This is a genomic window from Methylobacterium sp. 4-46, assembly GCF_000019365.1.
Taxonomy (GTDB): domain Bacteria; phylum Pseudomonadota; class Alphaproteobacteria; order Rhizobiales; family Beijerinckiaceae; genus Methylobacterium.
In genome coordinates this window covers 2132460-2145866 of the sequence record NC_010511.1, presented here as the reverse complement: position 1 = coordinate 2145866, position 13407 = coordinate 2132460, and the positions used below count along the sequence as shown (strand labels likewise).

9 protein-coding genes and 4 pseudogenes are annotated in these 13407 nt (G+C 67.4%); 7 read left to right on the top strand and 6 right to left on the bottom strand.

Annotated features, from left to right (window positions below):
* Window positions 1–24: 24 nt before the first annotated feature.
* Window positions 25–445 (top strand): annotated as a pseudogene (locus M446_RS09065) (IS66 family transposase); the annotation flags it as partial.
* On the opposite strand, the gene M446_RS09060 reads toward M446_RS09065, so the two are convergent.
* Both M446_RS09060 and M446_RS09055 read right to left on the bottom strand, forming a co-directional pair.
* Entirely contained in the window at window positions 427–873 is a 447-nt protein-coding gene (locus M446_RS09060; protein ID WP_012331799.1) for a thiamine pyrophosphate-binding protein, read from the bottom strand. The pseudogene M446_RS09065 and the gene M446_RS09060 overlap by 19 nt on opposite strands.
* A 466-nt stretch (window positions 874–1339) precedes the next feature.
* Complete coding sequence (locus tag M446_RS09055) at window positions 1340–2272, bottom strand: AEC family transporter (RefSeq protein ID WP_012331798.1); 933 nt, start codon at window positions 2270–2272, stop codon at window positions 1340–1342.
* Window positions 2273–2528: 256 nt separating this feature from the next.
* On the opposite strand from M446_RS09055, the gene M446_RS37010 reads away from it, so the two are divergent.
* Window positions 2529–2771 carry a hypothetical protein gene (locus M446_RS37010; RefSeq protein ID WP_018261800.1) on the top strand — a complete coding sequence of 81 codons (243 nt, stop codon included), beginning with the start codon at window positions 2529–2531 and terminating at the stop codon, window positions 2769–2771.
* A gap of 300 nt (window positions 2772–3071) precedes the next feature.
* On the opposite strand, the gene M446_RS38095 is transcribed toward M446_RS37010, so the two are convergent.
* Window positions 3072–3224: a hypothetical protein gene (locus M446_RS38095; RefSeq protein ID WP_168169148.1), complete on the bottom strand. Its 153-nt coding sequence runs from the start codon at window positions 3222–3224 to the stop codon at window positions 3072–3074.
* Between the two features lie 778 nt (window positions 3225–4002).
* Between M446_RS38095 and M446_RS35095 the strand changes: the two are divergent.
* A pseudogene (locus M446_RS35095) lies at window positions 4003–4919 on the top strand (IS3 family transposase); the annotation flags it as partial.
* 7 nt (window positions 4920–4926) lie between these two features.
* On the opposite strand, the pseudogene M446_RS09045 reads toward M446_RS35095, so the two are convergent.
* Window positions 4927–6326 (bottom strand): annotated as a pseudogene (locus M446_RS09045) (IS30-like element ISMtsp4 family transposase).
* A 47-nt stretch (window positions 6327–6373) separates the two neighbouring features.
* On the opposite strand from M446_RS09045, the pseudogene M446_RS09040 reads away from it, so the two are divergent.
* Window positions 6374–6643 (top strand): annotated as a pseudogene (locus M446_RS09040) (IS3 family transposase); the annotation flags it as partial.
* A gap of 427 nt (window positions 6644–7070) precedes the next feature.
* On the opposite strand, the gene M446_RS09035 reads toward M446_RS09040, so the two are convergent.
* Together M446_RS09035 and M446_RS09030 are read right to left on the bottom strand one after the other, a co-directional pair.
* Complete coding sequence (locus M446_RS09035) at window positions 7071–8180, bottom strand: PQQ-dependent sugar dehydrogenase (protein WP_012331795.1); 1110 nt, start codon at window positions 8178–8180, stop codon at window positions 7071–7073.
* A gap of 177 nt (window positions 8181–8357) precedes the next feature.
* Entirely contained in the window at window positions 8358–8738 is a 381-nt protein-coding gene (locus M446_RS09030) for a hypothetical protein (protein WP_036270426.1), read from the bottom strand.
* Between the two features lie 420 nt (window positions 8739–9158).
* Between M446_RS09030 and M446_RS09025 the strand changes: the two genes are divergently transcribed.
* The 3 genes from M446_RS09025 to M446_RS09015 all read left to right on the top strand — a co-directional run bounded on the left by M446_RS09025 (window position 9159) and on the right by M446_RS09015 (window position 13306).
* Entirely contained in the window at window positions 9159–10529 is a 1371-nt protein-coding gene (locus tag M446_RS09025) for a phytanoyl-CoA dioxygenase family protein (protein WP_012331793.1), read from the top strand.
* Between the two features lie 445 nt (window positions 10530–10974).
* On the top strand, window positions 10975–11979 hold the full coding sequence (gene corA / locus M446_RS09020; RefSeq protein WP_012331792.1) for a magnesium/cobalt transporter CorA: 1005 nt from the start codon (window positions 10975–10977) through the stop codon (window positions 11977–11979).
* Between the two features lie 304 nt (window positions 11980–12283).
* Complete coding sequence (locus M446_RS09015) at window positions 12284–13306, top strand: lytic transglycosylase domain-containing protein (RefSeq protein WP_012331790.1); 1023 nt, start codon at window positions 12284–12286, stop codon at window positions 13304–13306.
* Window positions 13307–13407 lie beyond the last annotated feature (101 nt).

Below are 13407 nucleotides of genomic sequence, written 5' to 3'. Positions count from 1 at the left end.
GTGGCGAGGCAGAACGGAGGGTAGATCGACCTTCCGGAGGTGACGCCGCTCGTCACTCAGGATCAGCGGCTCGCCGTGCGCTGGCCGTCCTGCGGAACTCGGGTCGTTGCCCCGGTGCCGCAAGTGGCGGCCGGCACGCCGTTCGGCCCGCGGTTGCACGCGGTGGCGACCTCCCTGAAGACCTTCCAGGCTCTGTCCTCCGAGCGCCTGCAAGCCGCGCTGGCTGACCTGTTCGGGCTGACCCTGAGCCAGGGTGGGCTGATGAACGGGCTCGCGGCGGGCGCAGGGCCGGTTCGTGGAGGGCCGTGAGGCTGCGGTCTCGGCGCTGCGCCGAGCTGAGGTGGTGGCCTCGGACGAGACCGGCATGCGCATCGAGGGCAGCAACGCGTATCACGGGGTCTTCCGCTCGGACGAGGCGGTCGTTCATCACGCCGCCCCGACGCGCGCCGGGCGCGCCTGGCGCGTCACCGGGCGCAGGATGTCGACGCGGGGAATGTCCTGCAGCGGCCCGAGATTGGCCTGTGGCCGCGAGGTGCAGCCGCCGATCAGCAGCACCGGCACCCGCGCCAGCGCCGCGTTGGCGATGCCGGTGACGCAGTTGGTGACGCCGGGTCCCGCCGTCGCCATGCAGACGCCGAGTTCGCCGGTGAGTTCGGCGTGGGCGTGGGCCATGTGCACGGCCGCGCCCTCGTCGCGCACGTCGACGATGCGGATGCCGAGCCGGGCGGCGTGGTCCCAGATCGGTTGGATGTGGCCACCCTGGAGGCCGTAGATCCGTGCGACCCCGCGCGCCTCGAGGAATCGCGCGATCCAGGCCGCGCAGGAATGCGCGTCCGCATTGAGGTCCACGACGGTGCGCGCGGGCTGACCCATGCTCGTCCTCCCGGGTGTCGAGGTCGGGGCCCATGCGGGCGCCCGCGTGGGATAGCGCCGGTCGCCGCGCGGCGCAGGTCCGTGCCGGACGGCGACCCCGCGTGCCGAGCTCAGCCGATGTCGCCAGCGTATTTCTGCACCAGCGCCCAGGCGTCGGCACCGAACTTCTCGCGCCACTGGCTGTAGAATTTCGTGCTCTTCAGGGCCGCCTGGAAGGCTGCCGGGTCTACGGTGTTGAAGACGAGGGCTTTTCATTCCAGCCCCTTCTGCAGGTCGACGTTGGCCTTGGCGATGTCATCGCGCTCCTTGAGCGCCGCCTGGTTCAGCTGCGACGGGGAGCGGGCGGACCGGCTCTCGCAGCAGCACATCGCGCGCCGCCACGGTGTTCGTCGCCCGCCTGCAGGCGCAAGAGGATGCCGCGGCCGCCGAGGCCCGCAGCCGCCGCGTGCGTCGCTGAGGTGCCGTCTCAGGCGAGCCATGCCACGAGCAGCGAGACCGTGAGCACCGAGGCGATGTGCGACAGCAGGATCGCGCCGGAGGTCACGCCTGCCTCCAGCCCGTAGAGCTTGGCCAGCGTGAAGGGCCCCGATCCGATCGGCAGCGCACTGAGTAGCACGGCGGCGCGGGCCCAGAGCGAAGGCATCTCGAACACGTGGAAGACCAGGAGCGCTGTGACGGCGGGTTGCAGCAGAAGCTTCAAACCGACGAGGGCGGCGATCGGTCGGACGTCGGCGAGCACGACCCGCTCCTGGGCCAGGAACAGCCCAATGCAGATGAGCGCGCAGGGCGAGGCCGCCCCGCCGAGGAGCGAGGCGAAGCGTTCGACCGGCGCCGGGACGCTTACCCCCGTGAGACCAACCGCGAGGCCGGCGAGAGGCGCGATCAACAGAGGATTGCGCACGAGCGCGAGTACGACCTTGCGCGCCGTGCCGGCCCGGCCGGCGCCCTTCTGAAGGTCGAGTTCGATCAGCACGACCGCGAACAGGAACAGCACGCAGGCGGTGAAGAGCGTCGCGATCACCGCCGCCGGCAGGCTTGCCGACCCGAAGACCAGCAGGCAGAGCGGGATGCCCATGAAGCCGACGTTGCTGTAGCCGGCATCCAGGCCCTCGATGCAGGCCTGGGCCATGCCCGCGCCCCTAAGGATCCCAAGGATGTAGGCCGCGGCGAAGGCCGCTACGATCCCGCCCAGGAAGGCCACGGAGAACCCGACCTGAGCGACCTGCTCGGGGGTGATCTTCGCCATGGCGCCGAATATCAGGGCCGGAAGCGCGAGATAGATCGCGAACCGGTTCAGGCTGTCGGTCGCGGCCGGCCCGAACAGGGCGGTGCGGCCGCACAGGAAGCCCGTCAGGATAAGGGCGAAGATCGGAAGGGCTGCGTTGAGGACGGCCTGCATCGTGTCACGCGGATGAGAGAGCCCTTGAACACGAAGCCGGGCATCCCGCTCTGATGCAAATTCAGGCCCGCGGCAAGATCAGGAAACTGGAACGCGATCGTCGGGACCCGGACGCTTAGGTCGGGTCCTCCTTCATCAGGGCTCAACCACACTAGGGGACTCCTGAGGCTGCAGCTTTACTGACTTGCAGACAAATCGCATTATCCAGTTTTATCGGCTGCATGTATTGGCGTGTAGATGGCGTCGAATACTTCGAATGAACGTACCGTCGATCGAGAGGCGCAGCACGGGACTGAGCACAGAGCTCATCATGCCGAATGAGGGGCGGGTGGGCCTTGCCGCGCAACAGCGGCGTTGGATGAGAGGGCAAATACTCTGTTTGATCGGACACTGCCGCACGCTCGCCCGCGACCACGAATCCACTTTGAAATCTGCGCTCGCGTACTTCGTCCTTGCCGCTGCCAATTTTCTTGACGCGCGCCTCGAGACAGAGGTCTGAGATGGATTGAGGCCGGAGGCATTATAGCCGATCGTGTCCCCTGGCGTGGTGTAGCTTGGGCGTGGCCACCCCGATCACCGGCCGGGGCCGGATCGATCAGGCTGCCAGGGTGGGCAGGCTGACGAGGGGATCATCGCCGATTGGGGCGATGCTTTCCAGGGTCATGGAGAAACTCGGGACGCAGCCGACGCGGTACTCCACACCATGACGCCCGAAGAAAAATCTTCCGCGCGGGGTCGCGCGCGCCGATTTAAATCCGAGCGCCGTGCGACAAAAGAGAAGAGCCTTCCTCACGGTGAGTCATAGGGCGACGCTGCAAGCATCATCGCTGAGTTCTTCAACAGCATCGGTCGCGAGCGGCCCCTCACGGCGGGTATCAAGCGTCAGATTTGAACCGCGAGGCAGGCTCTCGGCGGGCGCGAGGCCGAGGCATGCGGGCAGCGCTGCGGTCATGCAGTAGGATTGTAGGCGGCTGTCGGGCGGCCCCACTGCCCGACCCACAGGATGCGCGCCCTGGGCATGGCGTGCAGCGGGACAGCCCACCTGCCTTGGCGGGCGCCCCGAGGGACCCGACGAGACCCGGGGGAGGCTCGGCGATGCCTCCCTGCCTGTCAGCCACGCAGGTCAAGGCAGGGCTCGGGCATGACGGCAGGCGTGAGCGCGGCGGATGCTGCGGCGTCAGCCACGGAGCGGGCATGACGGTCGGGCACGGCGGCAGTGCGAGCGGCAGGCGCGACGTCAGCCGCCGGGGATCCTGCAGCGCTCCCCTCACCCTCCTGTGGATGAGCACGGCTCTGCATGCGGGGAGCGCTCGGGGAGCGCTGCGAAATGGGTGAGACCCGAAATCTGAGCTAAGTGGTGGTGCCGCAAGAGGGATTCGAACCCCCGACCCTCTCATTACGAAAAAGCACTTTCGGCTCATGTTCGCGCATCGTTTGCGCTCCGTGCGCGACACGTTCCGCGCTCTGCGCCACGAAAGTGCTTTTTCGCGCAGCGTCACAGGTTCACGTGAACCTGTGAGCGCATCATCGTCGGGGCGGAGAACTCTCGGGCTGCAACAGCAGGAGAAACCTGCCGCAGCAGCACGACACCACAAAGCAAGACCCCTTCAGGTTGGCGCCTGAAGGGGTCTCAAGCCCGCGAGGGGCTGGATAGGTGTAGCGACCAAATGATCCTCCCTCGGTTTCACGGACACCTCTGATACGCTCTGGCGGAGCGGGGAAGGTGTCGGATGGCGAAGACGAGACGGGAGTTCACGCCCGAGTTCAAACGCGAAGCGGTCGCCCTGCTGGAGAGCAGCGGCCGGCCGCAGATGCAGATCGCGGCCGAGCTCGGGATCCAGCCCTCGATGTTGCGGCAGTGGCGTGCAACGCTGAACGGGGCACCGCCCCGACCGCGGCCGGCAGGATCGACCGGGGCCTTGCCATCAAGCCCGATCGCCTCGCCGTCCGATCAGGCCGCCGAGATTGCCCGTCTGCGGCGTGAGCTCGACCGCACGCGCATGGAGCGCGACGTCCTAAAAAAAGCCATCGGCATCTTCGCGGAGATGCCCACGTGACCTACGCCTTCATCGAGCAGCATGCGCGGACCTGGCCGGTGCGTCTCATGTGCCGCGTGCTCGACGTCTCCCCCAGCGGCTTTTACGGGTGGCGGTCACGGCCTGAGAGCGCCCGCTCGGCCTCCAACCGCCAGCTCCTGGACGATGTCCGGCGCATCCATGCCGCCCACCACCGGCGCTATGGTGCCCCACGCGTGCATGCCGCCCTGCGGGCCGAGGGCCGTTCAGCCAGCCGCGGGCGGGTGGAGCGTCTCATGCGCCGGCACGGCATCCGTGCCCTGGCGGGGCGTCGGTTCCGGCCCTGCACGACCGACAGCCGTCACGATCTCCCCATCGCCCGGAACCTCCTGAGGCAGGACTTCTCGGCCGCGCGGCCGAACACGGTTTGGCTGGCCGACATCACCTACCTGCCGACCGGCGAGGGCTGGCTCTACTTGGCTGCCGTCCTCGATCTGGCCACGCGCAAGATCGTCGGCTGGTCGATGCGCGATCATATGCGCACCGAGCTGAGCGTGGCTGCGCTGATGATGGCCGCCCAGCGGCAGCGACCGGCCGCCGGGCTTATCTGCCACTCGGATCACGGCAGCCAGCTTGGGTTCAAGCGGTCGTCGCAACACCATCTTGCACGGCAGCCAGCACAGCGTCGAGCGCCTCTGCCGGCGTCTTCCAGTTCAGCGTCTTGCGCGGTCTGCTGTTGAGGGCTGCGGCCACAGCAGCAAGATCGTTCGCGCTGTGGGCGCTCAGATCCGTTCCTTTCGGGAAGTACTGTCGCAGTAACCCGTTCGTATTCTCGTTCGTCCCCCGCTGCCAGGGTGAGCGTGGATCGCAGAAGTAGACCTGCAGACCCGCGTCGATCCGCAAGCGCGCGTGCTCGGCCATCTCGGTACCCTGGTCCCAGGTCAACGAGCGCCGCAGCTGCTCGGGCAAGCGCGCGATCGTGCCGGCGATCGCCTCGCGCACCGCCTGGGCCCCGTGCCCCGCCAGCGCCGGGCCGTTCTTCGCACGCGGTGTCACCCCATGGCCGTCCATCGGCGGAAGATGCAGCAGCATCGTAAAGCGCGTCGTGCGCTCGACCAGGGTCCCGATCGCCGAACTCTTCAGACCCAGGATCAGATCTCCTTCCCAGTGCCCCGGCACCGCGCGGTCCTCCACCTCGGGCGGACGCTCGCTGATGAGCACCTCGGGGGTGACGAACGACCTGCCTCGGCCCAGGCTGCGGGCCCGCGGCACACGCAAAGCCCGTCCTGTGCGAAGACACGCGGTCAGCTCACGCTTCAGCGCGCCCCGGCCCTGGATGTAGAGCGCCTGATAGATCGCCTCGTGACTGATGCGCATCGTGTATCGCCCGGAAAGTCGAGCCGTAGGCGCTCGGCGATCTGCTGCGGACTCCAGGATCGACCCCATCGCCGGCTCTGGCGTCGCCCGTGCCGCCGTCCCTTCCAGGCAACGCTAGGGCCAGGCAGAGCGCTCCCGCCCGGTGTCGCGACAGTTCCGGCGAGCCGCTCCTGCACGTACGTCCGCAGCGCTGCGTTCCCCGCCAGTTTTGCTGGCTTGGGCCGGCGTGCCGCGCGTTCAGCGTGCCACTGCGCGGTCGTGGCGCGATAGTCCAGGCCGCCACTGCGGGTCGCCGCATTGCGGCGCAATTCCCGCGAGATGGTCGACGCCGCCCGTCCCAGACGCCGAGCGACGTCCCGGACCCCGTGACCTTGCGCTTGTAGGATCGCGATCTCCTCCCGCTCAGCCAACGACAGGTAGCGCGCAGAAGGCGACTTGGATGATGGTGACAGGTGGGAAGGTGCCATTCCGCCTGCTGTCCGGAACCACCGCGAGCCGACCGGTGGCGAGATCCCGAGCTTCATCGCTGCGACCTCGCTGGAGAGACCCTGCGCGAGGAACGCCCAGAACCCCCGCCGCGTCTCGCGCAGACCGACCCCGGGACGACCCGGTGACCGCAGCTTCTCGCGAAGTGCCCGATCCGAACGCCGCCGACCTGCCATCACAACCGCCCTCCGCCAAGCCGTTGCGACGACCACTTGAATCCACCCACTACGCGGCCGAGGCCTACCGGAGGCAGCTCGCCGGCATGGCGGCCAGGCCGTCCATGAGCCGGACGGCCTGCTGCTACGGTAATGCCCCGATGGAGAGCTTCTTCCACACCCTCAAGGTCGAGCTCGTCCATCAGCGACGATGGGCGACCCGGGATGAGGCGCGCCGCGACCTGTTCGCTTACATCGAGGGCTACTACAATCGGCAGCGCATCCACTCGGCACTCGGTTATCTCACGCCCGAGCAAGCCGAACGGACCGCGAGCTAAACTCCCCGTGTCCGCGAAATCAGGGGAGGATCAGGTTAATCCCGCTGCGCTGCATGCACTACTAAGACACGGCTCCGCTCCCATGTGGGGCAACAGCACGCTCAGTCTCTCAGCCGTCTGCGCCCGAACTGATCGGCGGACCATGGAAGGGAAATGGTGATGAAATCATCCGGATTGCAGGCAGCTGGCGTGGCGGGCCGCTGAGAGTACGGGGTCTCCGGCCCAAGCCGGAGGACGGGGTGCTCGATGACAGGATGCGATACGGTCAGCATTCCCCGACCGTCTCCATCGCGCCGATGATCGTTCCTGGCCAGAGGCGGTGCGATGGACGGCCGGTCTTCAGGCTAGCCGGGCCACCGTCTTGCGGGCACGGCCATGTACTGGCGGCATGCTCGCGAGGGTATACCCTAACAGTCGAAGCTGAGTTTTAGCCGCCCGGCTTGAAACGTAGGATCCGCCCCTGGTCCTCGTCGGTCAGAAGGTAGAGAAGGCCATCCCGTCCTTGGGCAACATGCCGGATGCGTGCGTCCATCGGGATGCGCTCCTCCCCAGTGACACGTGCCCCGGCGAGCGTCAGACGGATCAAGGCCTGTGAAGCCAGTCCAGCCAGCAGCAGGTTTCCATGCCAGGCCGGAAACGCAGCCCCCGTGTAGAACGTCATCCCAGAGAACGAGACCGATGGTGTCCAGTGATAAATGGCGTCCGTCAGGTCAGGCCGGGTCGGCGGCCGCGGGATCACGCGCCCATCCGTGTGATCACCCCAGCTCACTAAGGGCCAACCGTAGTTGCCGCCCGGCTTGGGAATGTTGATTTCATCTCCGCCGGTCGGCCCGAACTCCCCCGCCCAGAGGACGCCTGTACCCGGCTGGACGGCGAGGCCCTCGATGTTTCGATGGCCGTAGGACCAGATCTCTGGCCGAACTCCTGCACGATGCACGAATGGGTTGTCGGCCGGCACGGAGCCGTCCCGGTTGACGCGGACGAGCTTGCCCATGTGGGTGGAGAGATCCTGAGCCGAGTCAGGCTCGTCACGGTCTCCTGTCGAGATGAAGAGCTTGCTGTCGGGCGTGAAGGCGAGGCGCGATCCGAAGTGATCCTCGATCGGCGAGGCCGGCTGCTGCCGAAAGATGACCTCGAAGCCCTCCAAAGTCGTACCGGTCGTGCTGAGCCGCCCACGTCCTGCCGCCGTGGCCAAGCCGCCCCCACGCGGCTCGACATACGTAAGGTAAACGAGCTGGTTCTCAGAGAAATTGGGATCGAGTGCTACGTCCAAAAACTGAATGGACGGCTGCGGCGTCTTGGCGATCGGAGGTGAGATCTCCCCTTCGGCCGAGACGATGCGCAGGCGCCCCGGCTTTTCGGTGACCAACATGCGTCCATCCGGCAGGAAGGCGAGACCCCAGGGATGGTTGAGACCGCCCGCGACGGTTTCGACGATGATCTCGGCCTTCTCTGTTCTGAGGCGCTGCGCTGGTTGACCCGCAACAGGGAGGGAAGTCACCACGAGCGTGGCAGTGGCGAGAAGGATAGATCGCATTAGGGCGCTTCTCCGGCCGGCACCTCAACCCGCAACGCTGGCGCTCGGAGCCGTGCGCTGGCTGGTGCGCGACCAGGATCGCGAGGACACCCAACTCGCGGCCCAGGGCCCGCCGCCCTCGCAGGACTGAGCGGCCGGCCCCGTCAGCGGGGGCCGGCCTCGGTGTAGCGCCAGCCCTCAATCGTACGCGTCGAAGGCCGGGCCGTAGCCGTAGCCAACCGGTCGTGGTCCGAACCGGCGCGGCCCATAGAAGCCGTCCCGCTCGACCACGACCTCGCGAACGATGCGCCGGGGCCGGTACACGACCGGGCGCTCGACCACGACCTTACGGACAACACGGTGGGGGCGGATCACTGGCCGCTCCACGATCACCTCCCGCACGACGCGCCGAGGTGGGGCAACAACCTGCCGCTCGACGATGGTCCGGCGCGTTACGACGGTCTCGGGCGCGTCGAACTCGCCATAGCCATACCCCATGGCCTGAGCAGACGCGATGCCCAGGAGCACCCCGCTTCCGAGCACGGCGGCACTCAGAGTAGTCCGTACACACTTGTTCATTGTCCTACCTCACGCATGGACGCAGCTGCCAAGTGCGGTCCGCGCGAGAAACTCCGGACCCGTCCGTTTGGACGAGTGTTGCGGTGATTTTGCCCAAGTGCGTTCCCCCTTGCTGAGAGCGGGAGCTACAACCAAGGCCGCCTATCATGCCGAACGCCGTGGCAAGCTTGAGCGGTGCGTCCTCGCCGAGATCGCGACGGAGCCCCTAATCCGGCCGAGTAGGCTCTACGGCTGCAATTCGCGACACATGTTAATCGTTGAGCTGTAGGGCTTATGACGTATGTTAATATCTATCTACATGGGATGTGGTCAGTTGCAAGCCTGAAACATCGTATCGTTAGTACGTTCACGGCGCCTTCACGCCATTATTATGCCGCCCTGGGCGCTCAAGCCTGCCACTGGGCAACTTTCGTGACGAACATGGCTGCTACAGTTTCGCGCCTCCTCCTGGCTCCGATCCACGCCATCCAGGTGCTCACCGGGGCAAAATCTTTCCGAAGCAATCCGATCCTCGGCAGTGCTTCCTTGAACCGCCGCGGGCTGCACGTCTGGCGCGTCAACACGGCCACCGCCCTCACGGCGCGGAGACGACGGCGCCTGGCCTCGCTGGTGAGCGCGGAGGACCAGCGGCAGCTCGATGAGCAGGGCTACCTCGAGGTGCGCGACTTCCTCGAACCGGGGCACTTCGCCGACCTCGTGCAGGAGGTCACCTCGGTCGCACTCCCCGCCAGACAGTTTCGCGAGGGAGACGCCGTCACGCGACGCGTCCCGCTGACCCTGGCAACCCTGCGCCAACTCCCGGCCTGCCGGCGGCTCCTCGAAATGCCCGGCTTCCAGGGTCGGCTGCGCTACGTGGCGAGCTTCGACGTGGAGCCGGAGGTTTATATCCAGACGATCTTCTCCCAGCTCGACGGCTCACAAGCCGATCCACAGCTCGACCTCCACATGGACACGTTTCATCCAACCATGAAGGCGTGGCTGTTCCTGCACGACGTGCCGGAGGATGAGGGTCCCTTCACCTATGTGCGCGGCTCGGCCACCCGCTCGAAGCGGCGCCTTGCCTGGGAGCGGCGCAAGAGCGTGGAGGCCTGTGATCCAACCAAGGCGGGAGGGGGCGGCGCATTCCGGATCCGCCCGGAGGAGCTGCCCCGTCTGGGCCTCTCGGCCCCCGTCAAGTTCGCGGTCCCGGGCAACACCCTGGTGGTGGGCGACACGTGCGGCTTCCACGCCCGGGGCGCAACGGTCCGTCCAGGCGTCCGCATCGAGATCTACGCCGCCAACCGCCGCAACCCGTTCCTGCCCTTCGTCGGGCTCGATCCGTGGTCTCTACCTCTCCTCCGGCGCCGCAAGATCCCCCTGTTCTGGAGCTTGCTGGCGCTGGGGGGCGGGTCGGCGTCATTCGGAGCCAGTGGCGGAACGGCGGTCGAGTTCGCGCCGGCGACCCGGTTCTGCCAGTGGTCGATCTGTCCATCCCTGATGGGATGGTGGGCTGGGGAGAGGGGATGGCTTCGCCTGTGTGGGGCGAAGCCTGACAGACCTGACGGGCCGGAGCCGCCGTACGAGCCGGTCACGGAGCAATGGACGAAACCCTGTCGGGGAGGCCGCGGTCAGGCGGTCGGCCTTTACTCGCCGCTTCACCTCCGAGGAGGTCTGACGCGGAGCGAGCCGGGGGGCCATCGATCAGCGACCCGGCTGTCCGTGGGGTCGGGGCGACCCAGTCCCACTCCTGCGGCCCGGAGGCCGCTTGCTGGCCGGTGCCGTCCGGCTTGTTGCGCGGTCGCCCGGACCTGACCTGGTTAGTCACCCGGACCACGGCTCCATAGGGGAGCGGGCTATAGCGGGGCCATACTTGTTCTCTTTCTGTTCGTCAAGCTGAGTTGCCGCTCTTCCGCCGGCGCGTGCCCATGATGCCACGCCTGGATCGAGCGCTTCGCCTCCCAGCGAGGGGTGGCAACATGTAGCGTGGGTGCCCCACGCGCGCGTAGGCGCCTGCAACCGTGGTGGCATCAGAGACGTGGATGTTTTCCTGACACGGTTTGCCGACAGCTGCCGGCCCGTGCTCTCGAGCGAGTAGGCCGTCGGCACCCTCATCCCCTCTATGTAAGGAAAACGGTCGTTTTTTGGACAGGCCAGCCTGCGACCGAGTGCAGGTGGCGCCGTCGTCTCGCGAACTCCGGTTGCGCCGCGAGACCGCTCGGGCGCAACTTCGAGCCGGCAATTGTCTGGGGGACACGCCATGCTCGCTCCCACTCCACCGCCTCCCGCACCGACCCCGGGCGTCGTCGCAGCCGGCGTCTATGCGGCAGGCCGCCGCATCGCCGAGACCACCGTGGTGGAAGCCGGGGCCTGGGCGCGCAAGCCCGGCCACATCGTCTGGATCGGGCTCTACGAGCCCTCCGACGCGCTCCTGAGAGAGGTGCAGGCGCAGTTCAACCTGCATCCTCTCGCGATCGAGGATGCGGGCAACGCCCACCAGCGCCCGAAGGCGGAGCAGTACGATACCGGACTGTTCGTGGTGGCGCGTACCGCTCAGCTCGTCGAGGGCCGCATCGCCTTCGGGGAGACACACGTCTTCCTTGGGCGCGGCTACGTGGTGACGGTCCGGCACGGCGCCTCGACCTCCTACGCCGCCGTGCGCCAGCGCTGCGAAGCCTGCCCGACCACGCTCGCTCAGGGCGAGCACTACATGCTCTACGCCATCCTCGACTACATCGTGGACGATTACGGCCCCGTGATCCAGACGATCCACGACGAGGTCGAGGCGATCGAGGACGTCGTGCTCGCCCGCGAGCTGCAGCAGGCGGAGATCGAGCGCCTCTACATGCTGCGCCGCGACCTCCTGCGCCTGCGCAATGCCGTCGTCCCTCTGGTGGAAGTCTGCCGCAAGCTCGAACACGCCGAGACGCTGGCGATCGACGCCCACATGCAGGTGCTCTTCCGCGACGTGTCCGACCACATCCGGCGCGTGCAGGAGGAGATCGACGGCCTGCGCGAGGTGCTGGCCTTCGCCTTCGAGGCGAGCCTGATGATCGGCCAGACGCAGCAGACCCACATCGCGCGGCGCCTCGCCGCTTGGGCTGCCATCCTGGCAGTACCGACCGCCGTGGCGGGCATCTACGGCATGAACTTCAAGAACATGCCAGAGCTGGAGCTGCAATACGGCTACTTCATCGTGCTCTGCGCGATCGTACTGGTGTGCGGGGTGCTCTACCAGCGCTTCCGCAAGTTCGGGTGGTTGTAGTCACGGCCGCACCACGGGCGTCGGTGCGCCTTCTGACGATCAGCTTCGGCGAGTTGATCACGGCCGGTTCTGACCCGTGCTGGGCCGTCGAGGTGGGGATCAACGACGCCGATCTCGGGCGGAGCGGTGCTCCGTCCGGTACTCCGGCCAACTGTTCAGCTCTACTCCCATGTGAGCAGACAAGCATGATCCAGGGGCAGCCGCCCTCCTCCGGTGTTCCGATGATCGTAGGAGCCAGGTATCGCATCGCCTCGGGCATTGGTCCGATGTTGAACTCCGGCCTTCAGCAGCTAGAACCGGCTGCGTGATCGAGAAGCTTGCGCGCGTACTCCTGACCGGCGTGATCGGGGCGTCGCTGGCCGCCGCACCAGTGCGATCCGCTCCGAGTACGGCCACGATGGAGACGGTCGGGCAGGCGCTCTGCCGTCTCATCGAGAGCTCCGCCAGAGCCAGAGGGCTGCCGGTGCCCTTTCTCACCCGCCTGATCTGGAGGGAGAGCGGCTTCCGGACCAGCGCCACTAGTTCAGCGGGCGCGCAGGGTGTGGCCCAGTTCATGCCCGGCACCTCGCGCGAGCGCGGCCTCTCTGACCCCTTTGACCCGGAGCAGGCCATCCCGCACGCGGCGCATCTCCTGGCCGATCTGCGCAAGCGGTTCGGCAACCTTGGCCTTGCTGCCGCCGCCTACAACGGCGGCCCAACCCGTGTGGCCAATTGGCTTGCTGGCTCGGGCAGCCTCCCCGCCGAGACGCGGGCCTACGTCCACGCGGTCACGGGCAGAGCAGTGGAGGAGTGGCGTGCCCCGGCAATGGCGAGACCCGATACGCTCACCGGTGAGATATCTGGTGCGACCTCTCCCGGGGACGCGGGCAACACTCGCGCGGTGGGCAAGGCAGCGGAGACTGGCGGGGCGAAGCGCGCCGCCCCCTCAGCCGCTCTGGCGGCAGCCGGGCGGGGAGCGGAGACGGGTCCGAGCTGCGCACAAGTCACCGCGGGGCTGCGTGTCCCGTCACGCCCCGAACGTGCCTCGCCCCTTGCTCTTGAGCCCATTGTCGTCCCGCCAGCTCCGCCGCCGTGGGGACCCTGGGGCGTTCAGCTGGCCGGCAACTTCTCCAAGGAGCAGGCCCTCGAGAGCTTTGTGCGCACGCGTTCCGCCTATGCCAAGGTGATCGGGGAGGCTCGCCCGATGATCATCGGGACGCGCCTGCTGAGCCGGGGCGGCGGGGCGTTCTACCGGGTCCGCATTCCGGCCCAGAGCCAAGCGGAAGCGACCGCACTCTGCGGGAAGATCCGCACAGCCGGTGGTGCCTGCCTGGTCCTGAAAACCTGAAGGGCAGCAGACCGGTCGTGTCCCTACTGGTGGTGTAGCTCGCCGGGAGCGAGAGAGCCCGCCTGCGCGCCCATCACAGCGCTGAAGCAGGCGGGATCTCT